Source organism: Bacillus sp. TE8-1, assembly GCF_008368855.1.
Taxonomy (GTDB): Bacteria; Bacillota; Bacilli; order Bacillales; family Bacillaceae_G; genus Bacillus_A; species Bacillus_A cereus.
Genome location: NZ_QPET01000009.1, coordinates 182,981 through 199,646, shown reverse-complemented (window position 1 = coordinate 199,646; position 16,666 = coordinate 182,981). Strand labels below are relative to the sequence as shown.

Below are 16,666 nucleotides of genomic sequence, written 5' to 3'. Positions count from 1 at the left end.
CATATATTGTATGAATTGAGTTCGAACTCAAAAATTTAAAAAGGTGGGAAAATTAGTGAATATGAAAAAATCTTTATCGGTGACAACTTTAGGGTTAGCAGTTTTAGGTTTTGGTTTTACTAATAACGCAAGTGCTTCAGAGGTCGATACTGTAGACAAGCAGCCCGTTTTAGTTGACTTTGATACAATTCAATCAACAAAAACATCTAGTGTTCCTAGTTTGACTATTGCAGCTGCACCTAAGAATGACTCTAACATTAGCGTATATACTCCCTTTTTTGGTAACCCCTATGCAGTTGCTAAATCGAAATCAACTACGACCGAAGACTATGTTTATGCAAAAGCAAGAACTTTCAATGGCGATGGCTCATTAGTGAATACGAAAAGTAATAGTGCAAAAAAATCATCCTTTGTAAGTGCTACAGCGACCAACACAAGCATTTATTATGGAGATGATTACGCTATCGGTAATCATACCTATAAATTAAGTGGTTATAATGATGTGAATCACGAAACAAAAGCTTTCTGGTAAGAAAGAGAAAAAAGATATGCATCTTGCATATCTTTTTTCTCTAATATTTTACATATATTGAGGTGCTATTTATGAAACAAATATATATTATTAGCGGTGTTTTACTTATTTCATTACTTACAATTTATATTTTGTTCAATACTTCATTCATACAACCTCATCCACCTTCCATAGAAAATAAACGAGAGCAACAAACCAATACTATTTCTTACGGAGTGAAGGATAATCAAGGCCAACATATTAACAATGGTAGTACAATTACTAGTGAGGATAATAAAATTAATGTAACATTATCATTCGTACATACTATTAATGAAAACCGAAAATATGGATTAATTGTTCTAGAAGATTACGAACAAAAACCTTTTAAAATAGAAGATACTACTAATGAAATATCACACTATTTTTTTGATATGAAACCAAACAGTTCAATTACTACGAAAATCTCTTTACGCACTTCTCCTAATGCAAGTGAATTAACCTTTTTAATAATTAAAAAACCTGAATACAAATTAAAAGATAATAACTTAAATAAAGCAGTTATTTTAGAAGATATTCTAAGTATGCGATATTCAATGCATCCTCTTCAGAAAGAAAACGAAAAAATAAAACTCTCCCTTATAAATCCAGATGCTATTTTAAAAGATGGTCTTTACGAACCGTGAAGAGAACTTACAAACTGTCTTCTTTGAAAAGGAAGGCAAGCAATTAATTTTATCAAACGGTAATGAAACAAATGATGAAATGACTTACGCAATCGTGGCTTTTAAAGATTGGAAACAAGTTGAAATATTTAACAATAGAAAAGTCGTTTATACTAAGGTTGCACCTGAAACAAGACAAATCTTTAATTTCACATTGCCTTCAGTGGATCAGGAAAGTAATTTGCAACTCGTCGCTTTTCCATTTCCTTATAAAGTTAGCGAAGAAGATTATATCAGTCAACAAGCATTCAGTTCCTTTCGCATCGTAATTGAAAATGAAAATAAATAAGTTATACTGTGCACATTACAACAAACTAAAAAAGGCCTACTCACACGAGTAGGCTTTTGAAACTATGAAAGTTTCGTCAATAACTGATTTAAATCTTTTTTCGTTTTCGTCGTTAATGATTTCATTTTATTAATATCGATTTTTTCTTTCTCCGCTCCTACAATTAACGGATACATACTTTGACCGATTGTTTTAGAATCCGTCGGATGTGATGCTTCTAGCTCTTTTTCAATCACATCCCACTTTTCATTAATTTGTTTGCCAAGCTTATTCACTGTTTCCAATTTTGGATTAGCAGCTAACTGCTTGTCCAAGCTATCAATTAATGCTACAACTTCTTTAACATTCGTTTTCACAGCAACACTTTTCTTCGGATCTTTCGTTGTCTTTCCATTATTGTTTGTGCTTGTACTTGTGCTTTGATCTGTTGTTTTCCCGCTAGTCGTTTGATCATTCGTTTTTCCTGTCGTCTCTTTTTCTTTTGTTTTTACATTTTCGTTTTGAGTTGACGTTTTGCCGTTACTTTCTGTCCCTGATGATTCTTTCGTATTTTTTGCATCCTTATCTGTTTTTTCATTTGAAGAAGTATTTGTTTCTTTTTCAGTATCTTTCGTTGTTTTTGACGCTTCATCTGCACTTGTCGTTTTTGCTTCTCCATCATTTTGCGCAGTTACTTGCTCTTTCTTTTCCGTTTCTTTATCTGCTGAAGGACTACAAGCTGCCATAGTAAGCATTGTACCAATTGTTATCGATGCGATAGCGACCTTTTTCATTTTCATATAAATCCCCCTATGTTTTACATAATTTATCCTCCCCTTTACGATTCGATTCCCCCTTAAAAAATCCCTTTTCATACGAATTATCATCTTTCCGACAGTAATCTTCATAATAATACGTACAAAAACTGATAAACTCATTTTAATATTCGAGTTTCTTCTACTTCATTTTTCTACTCGCAAGTAAAAGAAAAAGAGTATATTGTCACATTAAGAATTACTATCTTCATATGACGATATACTCTTCTATCAAATTTTTATCTTTCTTGACATTTTATTTATACAAAAAAAATAAAATTTTCTTTCGTTTTTTGTTTCTCAACATTTGTTAACATAATATTTTTATGAATAACCACCATTCGAGTGAATGACTTGCCCAGTAACCCATTTCGCTTCTTCACTTACTAAAAAAGAAATTAAGCGCGCAGCATCCACCGGTTCTCCTACTTTACCTTGCGGGAACTTCCATACTAAATGATGCTTCAGCTCCTCTGTAATCCATCCTGTATTCGTCGGTCCTGGATCTACAGCATTCACTGTAATCCCCTTCTCCATCGCAACTGGTGCTACTGACTTTGTAAATGCTTCAATTGCCCCTTTCGTTGCTGCATATGCTAGTTCATCTGGCATTGGACCTACTGACTGTCCTGAAGTAAGATTAATAATACTCCCGCCCGTTTTAAGTGAATAATGTTTTATAAACAATGAACTTAATAGCATAGTAGCCCGAACATTAACTGTATAATGTTTATCCAACTGCTCTACATCTAATTCCTCAATTCTCGTATGAGTAGAATATACTGCATTATTAACTAGAATAGATGGATCACCTAACCGTTCTGATACCATATAAAACAAACGATTTGGCGAATAAGACTGCGATAAATTGATTTCTGCCATTTCACATCGAACATCGTAACTTTCAATTTCCTTTTTCAGCAAAAAGGGTTCTTGATCACTCATTCCCCATGGCATCGCTTTATCATACTTTGGCCAGTACGTGAAAAAAATGTCTATCCCTTTTTGAGCAAGCACCTTGCATACAGCTGCACCAATTCCATTCAGACGAGTTGCCCCTGTTACAATTGCTATTTTCTTCACCTTTTTCTCCTCCATCTATACACAGATCCCCTGCATGAATACAGAGGATCTATCTTCTTATTGAATATTTGACAGTATACGTTCAGCACCTAATTTTAACATTTTAATAAAGATATAATTTACAATCGTAAACATTACAAATAAAACGATAAACATAACCCACAGTCCGACATGAAGGAAGAAGTATAATACACTTACTCCCCCCACAATAATTAAAGCTATTAAAATATTAGCTAAAAAATTCCACAAAGTTGTATATCGACTTTTAAATAGTTTCTGCTCTGTATCCCAATGAATATCTGCAGTTTGCGCGTCCCAGCGTGTTCCGATTAAATTAATTAATAACAACCCGTTCGCACTTAGTAAAAACCACAGTATCATAAAGACTGGAGAAATCCCAGCTACAACTGCCATCGTAATACCGAATACTGCTAAAATGATCACATTAATTAACCAAGCAGTGATTGCTTTCGCAAAAAAGATATCCGAAGCCTTTACTGGTAAATAACGATTCACAAACCAAGAGCTTCCATCTCGCGAAAATGACGTTGTTGCAATGACGTTACTACCCATTAAAAATAACGATGCACAAAGGCCAACACCAATTGCAAATCCCGTTGTCTCTGAATTGTTAATATACTCTGTAATAAACTTTAAATTTCCATCTTGCACAAATAAAATAAAGAACAACATAATTGGCATAACGAAAGTTTGTACAATGCAATTTAAGAAAAATTGTGGTGTACGGAATAACGTTTTAAATTCTTTTTTCACATACGCTTTTAAATGCGAACTTTGTACTGTTGATTTCTGTAAACCTTCCGCCGAAATAACTTGTTTCTTTGCTGTACTCGTTGAAAGTCCAATAACCCCTTTTAAATATGTACGCTCTGCTATGTAATAAAACAAAACAAAGAAGACAAATGAAATAACTGCAAAGATTATTACATATAAAGGTCCCTTCCAATTTGCATTTTCTACTAATGCTACTGCTCCAAAATATGTAGTTGGAAAATAGTTTGTCATTTGTACTAAAAGAGAAGACTGGTTGTTTGCAAGGTAATCCGCAATTGCATCTTCAGAAAACGAACTTTTATTTTTCCACTGCAAAAATACGTTAATTCCTACAATAAATAGTATACTTACGATTCCAATAAATATATTTCCTCGGTCTTTATTTTTCGCTATATTTGTATACCTCATAATAACTGTCATCAGTAACGAAGCTAGTACTAACGGCACAATTGGGAAGAGTAAGTAAATGAAAATCATATATATGTAATATGTAATAAATGCGCCACTTTTTAAACCGTACGTAATAAAGATCGGTAATAAAATAAATGAACTCATTACGTATTGTGTAATTAATACTGTTAAAAATTTGGCTGAAATAATTTGCGCTGGTTTTAATGGTAATGGTAATAACATTTCAATGTCATTGCTGTAGTAAAATACAGTTAAAATGTTCGTAATACTCATTAAAAATACCCATATACTCGCAATCGCAAGTCCCATTGCGATAATCATTCCTGGATCTTGCCCTAAATGTATCATTCCCTCATACATTGCATGCGTGATAGAACCAAACAGTAAAAAGCCGACAAATAAAATAGCTGCAAATGAAAATACATACGCCCATCGCTTCTTCTTATCTGTTATAAAATCTGCATAATTTAATTTCAATAATACTTTCGTTAACGTCCAAATTTTACTCATTGCCCGTCATCTCCAAGAACATTTTTTCAAGTGATTCATTGGATTTAAAATGATCTCTCATTTCATCTAAATTCCCTTTAAACTGAAGGTTTCCCTTATTAATAATCGCGACGCGGTCACATAATTTTTCTGCCACTTCTAATACGTGTGTAGAGAAAAATACAATCTTTCCTTTATCCGCATGCTCTCTCATCATTTCTTTTAAAATATATGCAGATTTCGGATCAAGCCCAGTTAATGGTTCATCTAAAATCCATACATCTGGCTCATGTACGAGCACACCAATAATAACGATTTTTTGTCTCATACCGTGCGAATAACTTTGAATTTGATCAGATAAAGCATTATAAAGATCAAACTTCTTCGCTAAAGACTCTATTCGTTCTTGTCGTACTTCTTTCGGCACTTCATACATATCGGCCATAAAGTTTAAATATTCAATTCCTTTTAATCGTAAAAACATATCTGGACTATCTGGTACATAACCAAACGTCTTCTTCGCTTCCATCGGCTCTTCCATAATATTTTTTCCGTTAATCGTAATAGTCCCTTTGTCCACCCCGTGAATACCAGTAATCATCTTAATTGTCGTTGATTTACCCGCACCATTCGGTCCTAAAAATCCAAAGATTTCGCCGCTAGGTACAGATAAACTTAAGTCTTTTACTGCATAGGTAGACCCATTATAACTTTTTGACACATTCGTAATTTCAATCATTTCATCCAATCCTTTCCTTAATTACCAAATAACTATATTGATATTATAGCATAGTTCTATTTTAAGATTTTTACATTTTTCAGTATATTTAACCTTTAAAATAAATATACACCCCTAATCCAACAACTAAAACGACAGCTAGTATAATATAAATCATTGTTAAGCGTTTAATATTCCCCTTTGTCGCTTTGCTATAATTTGCATCACCATTCCGCCCAATTAACACCGTCGCAATGACAGTAATCACTACAAGTAATACAACGATCATGATCCAAGTTAGCATTTCTTCCTCCCCCTCCTTACAACCATTTTACAATATTATCCTCTTTATTTCGCAGCATATTTCCTCTTTTTACTATTATTATGAACCAAACTGGAAAACTATTATTACCATTCCTATCCATATGTGATATATTTATAACATAACGTGATTTATTTCTAACACTATAAGGAGGAACTATCATGAAAACAACTTGGATAAAATATTTAGGATTTCTCGGTTTCTTCGGTTTCCTCGGATTTTTTTATGAAAAAGGATTGTTTACTATGTTCTGTTTCTTCTCCTTTTTCACATCGTATAGAACAGTTCAACACGATGAACTGTTTGAACAAATTGTCAATAAATCGTGTCGCAATGCATTTATCGTTACGTTACTAACTACCACAATCATTATGTTTATTGAAATGTTATTTCCAAACCCTACGCTACAAGAGATTGATATCGCTCTTATTTTCGGCACACTCATTCTTACATTCGGCTTTTCTATGTTCTTTTTCGATAAACCAATTGATGAAATGGAAGATGCACCATGGCATTCGTAACGAGAATAAAAGAATACCGTGCCAAATTGAACATGACACAAGAAGATTTAGCGAAGAGCGTTGGTGTGCGACGTGAAACAATTAGTCATCTCGAAAAAGGTAAATACAATCCTTCCTTACAACTTGCTCACGATATAGCGAAGGCATTACATAGTACGATTGATGAGATTTTTATTTTTGAGGATTGATTAAAGACGTCCAGTCACAAGAATCACATAAAAAAATACCGTCATTCTTTCCAAGAAGAATGACGGTATTTCTCATTGATTATCCATATAAAACCGCATGAAATACGCCTAATAGCAAGTATTGATCCTGCATGTAATCTTCATCATATACATTCATCTCAATGTAATACATATCTTCCTCAAGACGAATATTCCAATCTGCAATTACATAGCCCTTTCGTAATAACTTTCCCATTCCAAATGAAGTTTTATGAACAACATATTCTTCTGCCTTATATGTAAAGGTAAATAAGAAATTTGCATCCAATAACTTTCCGTCACATACAAGTATTTCATGCTCTGCATCATGATTATCTTTGTACATTACTAAAATCCTTCTTTGGCGCTGCCTACTTACATCCTTTGCAATGACGCGAATATTGTCCTTACTATCCTTTATTTCATAAATAATATTACTACCAATTTTCGGAATGAAATCCAGCACTCTCATCAGCGTATTTTTATAATAGCCCCTTACTACACCTACTTGCTCACTTCCATTATAAACCTCTATCGGTGTCGTATCTGCTTTGCTATCACACGGTCGTTTGTAAGAGAGCTGCATCATTCGCTCTCCTCTTAAGTACTGATCAAACGTCACAGGATATTCTATCATGCGCAGTTCTTTATTTAGCTCATACAAATAGCGTTGAACACTCTCTATTAATGTTGCAGTAGCTATACACTCTTGAAGTTCAAATTCTTGCCAGCTGGAAAAAACATTCCATTGATTATGATCCTCTTCATAGAAGAAACCAAGAATTACCTCTTCACGGTCAGCCGTTTCATATTTCATAGGCACGTTCTGCCCATGTTGAACTTGTTCCATCCACTGACCTAAATAAATCCCCAGCTCTGCAACCTTCATACATGATTTTTGAAAAAATACGCTGTCACTCGCGCAAATCGTTACATCTCCTTCGATAAAGCCCTTTGAATAAGCATCATACCGTGGCTCATCCTTCTGCGGGAGATTTTTGTCTAACTCAAATAAAAACGTTAACATCCTTTATTCACCTCTAGTTGTTACACTAATCATACATGACATCGCATCACGCTAGGAAACTATTTATATACGCATATTTAATTCACGCATTATAACACGTGAATGACCTTGTATAGTAGCTCTATTTTTTTGTTCTATATCTTAGTATATGAATTTATATGAGCGATTTTTCAAATATATCTATCGCAACTTACAATATATCAACGATTTTTTCAATATATCTATCACAACTTACAATATATCAACGATTTTTTCAATATATCGATTTTTCGACAAATATCAGCACGATTAAAATGAAGCTACCTTTTCTTCCGCCACTTCTACAATTTCTAAAATTTGTAGCAGACTCTCCACTTCATAAGTCGGGTTAACATCTGTCCCGTTTTCTTTCAAACTCGGATTATACCAACACGTATCAATGCTGTAATCTTCTCCGCCTTTCATATCAGAAGTTAACGAATCTCCAACCATTAGTACGCTTGATTTATCAGTAATCCCAAACTTCTCAAACGCATAATCAAAAATCTCACGTGCTGGTTTTTGATGACCAACTTCTTCAGAAATAATAATATGTTCAAAAAAATTACATAAAGGTGAATTTCCGATTCTTGATTGTTGCACCTTCGTATATCCATTCGTAATAATACCTAACTTGCAATCTTGTAGATTTTCACATAATTGTACTGCGCCTTCTATAAGATGTACTTCTTTCCCTAAGTTTTCAAGATATACATCACTAAATTGCTGTGCATCTACGTCTATATTATGAAGCGCAAATAATTGTCTAAATCGACCTACTGCTAATTCACTTAGCGTAATCATTTTATTTTCTAAATCTCTCCATAATCCATTACTAATCTCTTTATAGCTTGCAAGATAATCATTATACCCTGTAGGCATATCAAACTGTACAAACGCATTATGTAATGCGTGTCTTTCCGTTTCAGGGAAATCTAATAATGTATCGTCTACGTCGAATAATATAAATTTGTATTTCATGATGTTCTCCTCAATTCCTATTTTAAAAGCTTCGTTCTCATTGCTTATAAGTTTATATATATGTCGTGATGAAGCGCTTTAACCCGCTCTTTATAGAATACACCTTTATCTTTTATTTTCAAATGTGCTATAAATAAATTTGCTAGCATGACTGCTGTATCTAGTCTATAAAATAAACTAACAATATGAGGAGTAACATTAAAGATACTATCATTCTTATATCCATCTTTAAATTCATCCCAACTAACCTCATTTGTTTCAACTATTCTCATAAGCTCCAGCAATGGATGACCAATTAAAGCATTATCCCAATCAACTATTGCTTTAACTTCTCCATTATACCCGATTAAATTGGCTGGTCGAATGTCCATATGTAATAAACATTTTACATGATCTGCTGTACTAAGAATATATTCAATTGTTTTTGTATCCGGAAGATTAATTTTGCAGTTCGTGATTGTATTAAACCCTTCTATCCGTTTCACAATTCGTTCTGCTATATACTTACTAATGGGCTCTCTAATATTTTGTTTGTAATACAAACCATCAATTGGCATACTATGAAGATTGCTCACTAACTCCCCTATTTTGCATGCGGAAATTGGCATATGATCAGCATACACACAATCCGAAATTAAAAAATCAAGTTCGGTTGAAAGATGCAATCCGTGTATCCTTGGTACTGGAATACCTTTTGAATGACAATACTTAGACAGCTCCGCTTCCTTTTGCAACGAAATCCGACTGTTAAATAAGTCTTCATTTATATTTTCCACTTCTCTTTCCCACGGTACTCGAAATGCCAAAGACCCCTTTTCTGAATCTCCTTGAAAAACAATATTTTGCACTCCCGTTCCAATCACCTTTAAATCTTGAATAGCTAGTTCCTTATACTCTTGACTTAGTATTGTTGCCAGCTTTTCTCTTAACCCCTCTGCTTTTACACGTGTATGAATCATTTTATCCCCCGCTTTTCATCCATTTTCTCCTCGGTGCACAACATCCTCATTAACAAAATTATAGCAACAATAGTAAAAGGAGGCTAATCCGCTCAGCCTCCTTTTACTTATTAATCTTCTAGTAATAACTCTTGCATTTCCTCTAACGACTCTTTCGTAAAGCCAAGAGCCCTTTCAGCGTATGCTTCAACTGATCCGTATTGCTTTTGAATTTCACCAATCGCAGCTTGCAAGTATTCAGCACGTGCTTCAAACATTGCACCTAATATCGCTCTGCTCTCATCGTTTTGTAATTTCGCACCTAAAAAGGCCATCATTTTTTCATTTAGCTTTTCACGGAATCCGTTACTTAGTAAGTAGTCTTCCATTACTGTTTTTTCTGGTACACCTAGTAAAAGTAGTAATAATGCTGAACCAAATCCAGTACGATCTTTTCCAGCTGTACAGTGGTTTACTAACGGTAAGTTTTCCGGGTTTTGCGCTAAGTTTAAGAAGCTCACGAATGCCTCGTTGCCACTTACGAAATCTTGATTCATTTTCACAAGATACTCACCTGGTTTTCCTAACATAGAAAGGTCACCAACTTGGAAAAACTCATTTATATTTAAGTCTTTCGCTAAGTCTTGCATAACTGGTAAGCACACTTGACGAGCACCTGTAATCTCAGGATTTGGCTTATGCTTTACCTCAAAGTCTGTACGATAGTCACAAATTAACTTTAAACCAGACTTTTGTAAATAGTCGATATCCCACTCTGTTAGTCCTGCTAATTCTTCAGAACGGTATAATTTGCCCCATTTCACTTTACGTCCATCTGTCGTTTCATATCCACCCATATCACGGAAGTTAAACGCACCTTGTAATGGCAATCTACGCTCAGCTACTGTCACTGCTTGTCCATTACTTCCTACTAGTCTAAAATATGGACGTTCATTTTCACTCGGGTTTTCAATTGTATATGATAATTCTCCATTTACAGTTGCAAGTAGTTCTCCATTTTCTTCAATATGATCTGGTGAAGTACTCCAATAAATACGAACTTCTTCTATATTATTTTCCCACTTTATTTGTAACGTATTATCTTCAATTCTTTCTACAGTTGCTTGTAGCCAATTTCTTTGCTGCTCCATTCTTTCACCAACGCTTTCTCTTATAATTGAATCTTACCCTATTGTATTATGGGAATATCCATTTTGTCGTTCTCATTTTTCTTTTTATCTTACAAACAGGCGAAAAGTTCTTTTACTTGTTCAAAATTTGTACATGGATTACCGCGAAATACGTATGCGATTTGTTCTTTACCTAAATCTTCGTATACAACTGTTCCGCGATTAGGGTGCGAATAAAACTCTAACCCGTTTATAATTTGTTTTGGGCCATAGTTCATTGTCCATGAAGAAATAGGATAGTACGCTTTGTTTTTATGTCTACAAACCCAAAGTGCATATAGTTTATTAACTTCGTCCCAGTATACATACTGCGTTTCGTCATTTCCGAAACCGACCGATTCAAGTTTCCAATTTAGTTTTTCATGAATTAACAAATTTACATAGGATACGTCATCTGGAGCATTCCACTCTCTACATCTTCCTATCTCACCCATTTCACTTCTCTTCGCTTGAAAGCTTAATAAGTGAAATGATGTATGTAATATCGTTTTCCCAAGCTCCATATTTACTGGTTGTAATTCAAATAGAAATCGTTCCATTTCGTCTTGTTTTACATATCCATGATCAACAGAAATTTCAACTTGTGTTTTCCATATAGATGTAACGTAACTTTCTTTTCCTTTATAATTTATACCTTTCCAATACACAAGCCCTTTATATTGAAAACAATCTCCTTTTGCTTGAGAAATACAGCTATCCGGAAATACTGGTTCCATTATATCGAGAAAAAATTCCTTTACTCGAAACATCCTAGTTGGAGTAACAACCTGAAACCAAAAAGTTCCCCACTTTTCACCTTCATAACGTTCTGAAACTTTTTCAACATTCCAGCCTTCTAACAATACATTTGGATACAGTAACACGAATGAATGCATGGATTGCTTTAACATATATAGTCCCCTCCCGCTATACGAGTTCGAGAGTATACATCCTTCATCCTCCTAAAACTTCCTCACATACCGCTCAGTACAACTCAGCAGCTGACATCCGTTCTTTTCAAAAACATCCTTCATCCACTCATTTTGTACATTTGTCTCACCAATATAATAAGATGCACCTATTTCCTTTAAGACAAACATTGCACCTGCAAATAACGCAGCTTCATATCCCTTATTACGCATATTTGGAGTAACTGCGAAGTACATAAGTTTCCCTTCTTCTAACGTACCTCTTTCAATATGCGGGATTACAATTCCTATCGGCTTTTCATCGACATTCGCTGTTAAGCAATGTTCTTTCCATTGCTCACCAATTTCTTGTAGCATCATATGCACAAATTGATCATGAGCGACTGGTTCTCCCGTTGCTTCATTCCACAGTGAATAAAAAGCCTCTTCTCCAACTTCTTCAATAAGCTTAAAATCAATTTCACTTTCTACATCTTCTACTTCGTATATATCTTTAAATACAATCATGTTTTCCGTAACATATTCAAATGAATACGTTTCAAAACATCTTTTATACACATCATAATTTGGACTTTTTGAAGAGATTTCAAAATGTAGTTTTTCTAATCCATCTTTTTTAGCTTCAGCAACGCAATATTGCATCATTTCCTCTAATTGCTCTTCTGTAAAAATCTCTGCATTATTTTCTTTTATCATAATAGAAGAAGCACTTCTTCTTATTTTAAAATGTTTTTCTAACTGTTCTATCGTCGTCATATTCTTCCCTCATCTATATCATACTCGAATTTCTAATCGTTCTCCTTGCATGAGCAGGATTGTCCTTGAATATATAGAATACTAGAAAAGATCGCATCTTTAAAGTGCGGAGGAGGTTCTCCAGTGGATATTACAGCATTGCAACAACAGTTAGAGCTTATACAACAAAATGACTATACGCAACTGCAACATATAGACGTAAATGAGTTAACTTTGAACATGCTTCAGTATATCGGAACGACTGATAGCTACGTTCGTTACCAACTTATATATAAATGTTTTGCACATTTCATTCATCATGAATTCCTTATGGATGATCAACTGAAATTACTTCTGCAAACTTGTTTAAGTGATGAGTATTTATATTGTGACATTTACTCCCCACATACAGATGGGGTTTTCACACGTTCTTACACTGTTTCGTTAATTGCGTTAATACTCCAATTCGCTAATTCGCACTACTTTTGTACAGAGGAGGATATCGAAGAAATAAAAAATAAACTCATTACATACACAAACTTAGAAACGGATTTTCGGGGCTATATCGAAAATAAAGGATGGGCTCATTGTCTTGCTCACGTATCTGATGCTTTTACTGAAATTGTTCATAATACGTATACCACTTTTGAATGGTACGAAGAATTAATTCATTGTTTATTAAATAAAATCTTTATTCCATCTGACCTTTTTCATAATAACGAAGATGAACGCATTGTTACTCCATTACTAGCAATGCTGTATCATGATTTTCCTCAGAACGATTTAATTTCTATTATTCATAAAAAAATAAAAAGGCTTCCTCAAATTAGAAAACGCCTTTCGCTTAATGAGTATTGTATTTTATGTGCCAATATTAAAACCTTTTTACGCACATTATTTTTCAGAACGAAAGATGACCATAACTTAGCCTTTACAGCACGTAAAACAGAAAGAATGTTAAAAGAACTTCCTAACTATTATTAAATACAAGGAGCAATGACATGGGTTATATTGAAGACATGAGAAATCTAGTAGGAATTCATCCACTTATTTTAATAGGATCACACGCCATTATATTAAATAAAAAAGATGAAGTATTGCTGCAGCTCCGTACAGATTTTAACCGCTGGGGCATTATTGGCGGTGCCTTAGAATATAATGAAACATTAGAAGATGCTTTAAAACGAGAAGTATTTGAAGAAACTGGACTTATTATTAAAAATCCAGAACTATTCCGTACATACTCTGGACCAGATTACTTTCAAATCTATCCAAACGGCGATCAAGTACACGGTGTACTCGTTGTTTATATTTGCCGAGAATTTCATGGTGAACTTGTATGCGATCAAAGTGAATCAAAAGAACTACGCTTCTTTTCACTTGATGAATTACCTAATAATCTTCCCCCTGTTATTGAGAGGATTATTACAGATTATCAAAAAAAATAAGGGGACGCTTAACGTTCCCTCTTAAATCCAATCCGTTTTTTAATTTCCGCTAAATTTACCTTTGCAATAGCGCGTGCCTTCTCAGCACCGTTTTCTAATGCTTCATATAATAAATCCGGCTCATTCATATACATTGCGTACTTTTCACGAGGTCCAGCTAACTCTCGATCTACTACGCGAAACAACTCTTTTTTCACATCGCCCCATCCGATTCCAGTCTCATATTTTTCACGTAATGACTGTATTTCGTCTTCTGTCGCAAATTCTTTATAAATTGTAAATAAGGTTTCTAGTTCTTTCGGTTCATTTGGAAGTGAAGAATCTGTTTTGATTTTAAATATTAACTTTCGTAGTTTTTCTTGCTCTGCAAATAATGGGATCACATTTCCGTAACTTTTACTCATCTTCCTTCCGTCAAGACCAGGTAAAATAGCTCCTTCTTCTTGTATGACATACTCTGGAAGTGTAAATGTCGTGCCAAATGTATGATTAAAATACGTCGCAATATCACGCGCGATTTCAATATGTTGAATTTGGTCTTTTCCGACAGGTACATGTGTAGCTTGAAATAATAATATGTCAGCTGCCATTAAGATCGGGTACGTATATAACCCCATGTTCACTCCCGCATCGACCTCTAACCCTGCTTCTTTATTTTGCTCCACCTTCGCTTTATACGCATGAGCACGGTTCATAAGACCTTTCGGAGTGAGGCAAGCTAAAATCCAAGCTAATTCTAGAATTTCCGGTACTTCTGTTTGCCGATAAAAAATAACATCTTCTCCAAGTCCAAGTGATAACCAAGTAGCTGCTACCTCTTTCGTATAACTGCTGAACTTTTCTGAATCATGCACAGCATTTAATGCATGATAATCAGCTATAAAGTACAATGCTTTTCCTTCATTATTCTTTGACATTTGTAATGCAGGTTTAATCGCACCAATATAATTTCCTAAATGTGGATAACCTGTCGGCTTAATTCCTGTTAACATTATTTTTTCACTCACACTAACTCCTCCTTTCTCAAAATAAAAAGAGCCCCTCATCCTTAAAAAAGGACGAGAGACTCCCGCGGTACCACCTTAATTAGCTATCATTAGCTCACTTCATACTTCAATAACGTGAAGTAACCGTCTTTACCTACTCATTTCAGTTAGAAGCTCCAGAGCCCATTCCATATTCATCCCTTACTGATTTCCACCACACATCAGCTCTCTAAAAAGTTTCGAATATGTACTCTTCTCTTTCATTGCTTTTTCGTTATTTTTTACAGTTTATCACATTTCACTTCCAAACAAACACTAATTTTCTATTTTATATAGCAGGAATTTCCACTTCAATTGTCTAATGTTATATAGGTTTGCAGAAATATTCGAAACAACTTTGGAGGTTTTTTCATGGTAAAATATATATCCATTTTAGGTTCAACAGGATCCATCGGCACATCTGCATTAGATGTCGTTTCAGCTCATCCTGAACATTTTAAAATCGTCGGTTTAACCGCAAATTATAATATCGATCTTCTTGAGCAACAAATCAAAACGTTTCAACCTCGTATTGTAAGCGTTGCGACAAAAGACTTAGCAGACAAGCTTCGTACGCGTATTTCAGCAAATACAAAAATCACACACGGGACTGATGGCTTAATTGCAGTAGCTACTCACCCTGATTCAAATCTTGTATTAAGCTCTGTTGTAGGTGTTTCAGGATTACTTCCAACAATTGAAGCATTAAAAGCGAAGAAAGATATCGCTATTGCTAATAAAGAAACTTTGGTTGCAGCTGGACATATCGTAACTGAACTAGCGAAACAAAACGGATGTCGCTTAATTCCAGTAGATAGTGAGCATTCAGCTATTTTCCAATGTTTAAACGGAGAAAATAATAAAGAGATTGAGAAGTTAATTGTAACAGCTTCCGGTGGTGCTTTCCGTGATAAAACACGTGATGAAATGCAAACATTACAAGCAAAAGATGCTTTAAAGCACCCAAACTGGTTAATGGGCGCAAAACTAACGATTGATTCTGCCACATTAATGAATAAAGGGTTCGAAGTAATGGAAGCGAGATGGCTATTTGATATTCCATATGAAAAAATTAATGTAATGATTCATAAAGAAAGTATCATTCATTCTTTAGTAGAATTTATTGATGGATCAGTTATGGCACAGCTCGGTGCTCCTGATATGAGAATGCCGATTCAATATGCGTTTCACTATCCTACTCGGCTACCTTCTTCCTATGAAAAATTAAATTTATTAGAAATCGGTAGTTTACATTTTGAAAAACCAGATTTAGAGAAGTTCCCTTGTCTACAATACGCATATGAATGTGGCAAAATCGGTGGTACTACTCCCGCTGTATTAAATGCAGCAAATGAAATTGCGAATGCGCTATTCTTAAAAAATGAAATTTCCTTTTTCGATATTGAAAAAACAATTTACAAAACAGTTGAAGCTCATCATAACGTAAAAGATCCTTCACTAGATGCTATATTAGAAGCGGATCAATGGGCGCGCCAATATGCAAATGAATTGTTAATAAAAAAGCGCTAAAA

At 34.4% G+C, this 16,666-nt stretch carries 18 protein-coding genes, 1 pseudogene and 1 other annotated feature; of the genes and pseudogenes, 7 read left to right on the top strand and 12 right to left on the bottom strand.

All coding sequences use genetic code 11. The features are described 5' to 3' along the window. Positions 1 to 55 precede the first annotated feature (55 nt). The gene (locus DN404_RS07555) at positions 56 to 532 is read left to right on the top strand and encodes a hypothetical protein (RefSeq protein WP_001056353.1); all 477 of its coding nucleotides are present in this window, start codon (positions 56 to 58) and stop codon (positions 530 to 532) included. Between the two features lie 71 nt (positions 533 to 603). Further along, positions 604 to 1,525, top strand: a pseudogene (locus tag DN404_RS07550) (hypothetical protein). Between the two features lie 62 nt (positions 1,526 to 1,587). Here DN404_RS07550 and DN404_RS07545 read toward each other — a convergent pair. The 5 genes from DN404_RS07545 to DN404_RS07525 all read right to left on the bottom strand — a co-directional run bounded on the left by DN404_RS07545 (position 1,588) and on the right by DN404_RS07525 (position 6,119). After that, entirely contained in the window at positions 1,588 to 2,304 is a 717-nt protein-coding gene (locus DN404_RS07545) for a hypothetical protein (RefSeq protein WP_000782545.1), read from the bottom strand. A 339-nt stretch (positions 2,305 to 2,643) separates the two neighbouring features. Next, entirely contained in the window at positions 2,644 to 3,402 is a 759-nt protein-coding gene (locus DN404_RS07540; RefSeq protein WP_000716965.1) for an SDR family oxidoreductase, read from the bottom strand. Between the two features lie 57 nt (positions 3,403 to 3,459). After that, on the bottom strand, positions 3,460 to 5,118 hold the full coding sequence (locus DN404_RS07535) for a putative ABC transporter permease subunit (RefSeq protein ID WP_000036886.1): 1,659 nt from the start codon (positions 5,116 to 5,118) through the stop codon (positions 3,460 to 3,462). Beyond that, positions 5,111 to 5,836 (bottom strand): ABC transporter ATP-binding protein, encoded by a 726-nt coding sequence (locus DN404_RS07530; RefSeq protein WP_000570206.1) that lies wholly within the window; start codon positions 5,834 to 5,836, stop codon positions 5,111 to 5,113. Before DN404_RS07530 ends, DN404_RS07535 begins: the two co-directional genes overlap by 8 nt. Positions 5,837 to 5,924: 88 nt before the next feature. Then, positions 5,925 to 6,119, bottom strand: coding sequence for a hypothetical protein (locus DN404_RS07525; RefSeq protein ID WP_000958863.1), 195 nt, complete (start codon positions 6,117 to 6,119; stop codon positions 5,925 to 5,927). Positions 6,120 to 6,298: 179 nt separating this feature from the next. On the opposite strand from DN404_RS07525, the gene DN404_RS07520 reads away from it, so the two are divergent. Further along, positions 6,299 to 6,658 carry a DUF3796 domain-containing protein gene (locus DN404_RS07520; protein WP_000859224.1) on the top strand — a complete coding sequence of 120 codons (360 nt, stop codon included), beginning with the start codon at positions 6,299 to 6,301 and terminating at the stop codon, positions 6,656 to 6,658. Then, on the top strand, positions 6,646 to 6,846 hold the full coding sequence (locus DN404_RS07515; RefSeq protein WP_000896323.1) for a helix-turn-helix transcriptional regulator: 201 nt from the start codon (positions 6,646 to 6,648) through the stop codon (positions 6,844 to 6,846). Before DN404_RS07520 ends, DN404_RS07515 begins: the two co-directional genes overlap by 13 nt. A 79-nt stretch (positions 6,847 to 6,925) precedes the next feature. On the opposite strand, the gene DN404_RS07510 is transcribed toward DN404_RS07515, so the two are convergent. The 6 genes from DN404_RS07510 to DN404_RS07480 form a co-directional block, all read right to left on the bottom strand. Then, entirely contained in the window at positions 6,926 to 7,891 is a 966-nt protein-coding gene (locus DN404_RS07510; protein WP_149214915.1) for a tubby C-terminal domain-like protein, read from the bottom strand. A 288-nt stretch (positions 7,892 to 8,179) separates the two neighbouring features. Beyond that, positions 8,180 to 8,890 carry a YjjG family noncanonical pyrimidine nucleotidase gene (locus DN404_RS07500; RefSeq protein WP_149214914.1) on the bottom strand — a complete coding sequence of 237 codons (711 nt, stop codon included), beginning with the start codon at positions 8,888 to 8,890 and terminating at the stop codon, positions 8,180 to 8,182. 44 nt (positions 8,891 to 8,934) lie between these two features. Beyond that, positions 8,935 to 9,849, bottom strand: a complete 915-nt coding sequence (locus DN404_RS07495) for a phosphotransferase family protein (RefSeq protein ID WP_149214913.1) — start codon at positions 9,847 to 9,849, stop codon at positions 8,935 to 8,937. A gap of 110 nt (positions 9,850 to 9,959) precedes the next feature. Continuing rightward, positions 9,960 to 10,979, bottom strand: a complete 1,020-nt coding sequence (locus tag DN404_RS07490) for a tyrosine-protein phosphatase (protein WP_149149814.1) — start codon at positions 10,977 to 10,979, stop codon at positions 9,960 to 9,962. 89 nt (positions 10,980 to 11,068) lie between these two features. Next, positions 11,069 to 11,908 carry a hypothetical protein gene (locus tag DN404_RS07485; protein WP_149214912.1) on the bottom strand — a complete coding sequence of 280 codons (840 nt, stop codon included), beginning with the start codon at positions 11,906 to 11,908 and terminating at the stop codon, positions 11,069 to 11,071. A 51-nt stretch (positions 11,909 to 11,959) separates the two neighbouring features. Beyond that, positions 11,960 to 12,682, bottom strand: coding sequence for a GNAT family N-acetyltransferase (locus tag DN404_RS07480; protein ID WP_149214911.1), 723 nt, complete (start codon positions 12,680 to 12,682; stop codon positions 11,960 to 11,962). 123 nt (positions 12,683 to 12,805) lie between these two features. Here DN404_RS07480 and DN404_RS07475 point away from each other — a divergent pair, with 123 nt between their 5' ends. Both DN404_RS07475 and DN404_RS07470 read left to right on the top strand, forming a co-directional pair. Then, on the top strand, positions 12,806 to 13,645 hold the full coding sequence (locus DN404_RS07475) for a DUF2785 domain-containing protein (protein WP_000355451.1): 840 nt from the start codon (positions 12,806 to 12,808) through the stop codon (positions 13,643 to 13,645). Between the two features lie 17 nt (positions 13,646 to 13,662). Continuing rightward, a complete protein-coding gene (locus DN404_RS07470) occupies positions 13,663 to 14,109 on the top strand; it encodes an NUDIX hydrolase (protein ID WP_006922536.1) in 447 nt (148 codons plus the stop codon). Between the two features lie 8 nt (positions 14,110 to 14,117). On the opposite strand, the gene DN404_RS07465 is transcribed toward DN404_RS07470, so the two are convergent. After that, positions 14,118 to 15,116, bottom strand: coding sequence for a tryptophan--tRNA ligase (locus tag DN404_RS07465; protein WP_016122880.1), 999 nt, complete (start codon positions 15,114 to 15,116; stop codon positions 14,118 to 14,120). Positions 15,117 to 15,160: 44 nt separating this feature from the next. Further along, positions 15,161 to 15,368 (bottom strand) — a binding site (T-box leader). Positions 15,369 to 15,506: 138 nt separating this feature from the next. Between DN404_RS07465 and DN404_RS07460 the strand changes: the two genes are divergently transcribed. After that, the gene (locus tag DN404_RS07460) at positions 15,507 to 16,664 is read left to right on the top strand and encodes a 1-deoxy-D-xylulose-5-phosphate reductoisomerase (RefSeq protein ID WP_149214910.1); all 1,158 of its coding nucleotides are present in this window, start codon (positions 15,507 to 15,509) and stop codon (positions 16,662 to 16,664) included. The last annotated feature ends 2 nt before the right edge of the window (positions 16,665 to 16,666 follow it).

Coding starts and splice junctions, on each gene's coding strand:
- DN404_RS07545 (WP_000782545.1), bottom strand. CDS start 2,304: ATGAAAATGAAAAAGGTCGCTATCGCATCGATAACAATTGGTACAATG.
- DN404_RS07535 (WP_000036886.1), bottom strand. CDS start 5,118: ATGAGTAAAATTTGGACGTTAACGAAAGTATTATTGAAATTAAATTAT.
- DN404_RS07530 (WP_000570206.1), bottom strand. CDS start 5,836: ATGATTGAAATTACGAATGTGTCAAAAAGTTATAATGGGTCTACCTAT.
- DN404_RS07525 (WP_000958863.1), bottom strand. CDS start 6,119: ATGCTAACTTGGATCATGATCGTTGTATTACTTGTAGTGATTACTGTC.
- DN404_RS07520 (WP_000859224.1), top strand. CDS start 6,299: ATGAAAACAACTTGGATAAAATATTTAGGATTTCTCGGTTTCTTCGGT.
- DN404_RS07515 (WP_000896323.1), top strand. CDS start 6,646: ATGGCATTCGTAACGAGAATAAAAGAATACCGTGCCAAATTGAACATG.
- DN404_RS07510 (WP_149214915.1), bottom strand. CDS start 7,891: ATGTTAACGTTTTTATTTGAGTTAGACAAAAATCTCCCGCAGAAGGAT.
- DN404_RS07500 (WP_149214914.1), bottom strand. CDS start 8,890: ATGAAATACAAATTTATATTATTCGACGTAGACGATACATTATTAGAT.
- DN404_RS07495 (WP_149214913.1), bottom strand. CDS start 9,849: ATGATTCATACACGTGTAAAAGCAGAGGGGTTAAGAGAAAAGCTGGCA.
- DN404_RS07490 (WP_149149814.1), bottom strand. CDS start 10,979: ATGGAGCAGCAAAGAAATTGGCTACAAGCAACTGTAGAAAGAATTGAA.
- DN404_RS07485 (WP_149214912.1), bottom strand. CDS start 11,908: ATGTTAAAGCAATCCATGCATTCATTCGTGTTACTGTATCCAAATGTA.
- DN404_RS07480 (WP_149214911.1), bottom strand. CDS start 12,682: ATGACGACGATAGAACAGTTAGAAAAACATTTTAAAATAAGAAGAAGT.
- DN404_RS07470 (WP_006922536.1), top strand. CDS start 13,663: ATGGGTTATATTGAAGACATGAGAAATCTAGTAGGAATTCATCCACTT.
- DN404_RS07460 (WP_149214910.1), top strand. CDS start 15,507: ATGGTAAAATATATATCCATTTTAGGTTCAACAGGATCCATCGGCACA.